A 329-nucleotide genomic window follows, 5' to 3' on the forward strand; every position below is an offset into this window, starting at 1 on the left:
ACGACAACGCCTACGCCATCGGCACGGTGGATTTTACCGGGGACATGCCGGTGATCCTGGGCCCCGATGGTCCGTCCCTGGGTGGCTTTGTCTGCCCGGTGACCGTGATCGCGGCCGACCTGTGGAAACTCGGTCAGCTGAAAGCGGGAGACAAATTGCAGTTCGTCCCGGTGAGTCTGGCCGATGCCAATCGCCTGGAGCGGGAACAACAGACCCAACTGGCGCAACTGGACTCGACCGAGAGTGAACCGGCGCAGCCTTTGGCCATCGGCGAGCTGATTGCCCGGACTCCGGTGCTCAAAACCCTCTCCGGTGACGAGACCGGCGTG

The 329-nt window shown here is 63.5% G+C and carries 1 protein-coding gene; it reads left to right on the top strand.

The annotated features are described in order from the left end of the window. A partial coding sequence (locus tag B3520_RS15545) for a hypothetical protein (protein WP_414673893.1) occupies positions 1 to 329 on the top strand: 329 nt, incomplete at both ends.

The organism is Marinimicrobium sp. UBA4509, assembly GCF_002388575.1.
Lineage (GTDB): Bacteria > Pseudomonadota > Gammaproteobacteria > Pseudomonadales > Cellvibrionaceae > Marinimicrobium > Marinimicrobium koreense.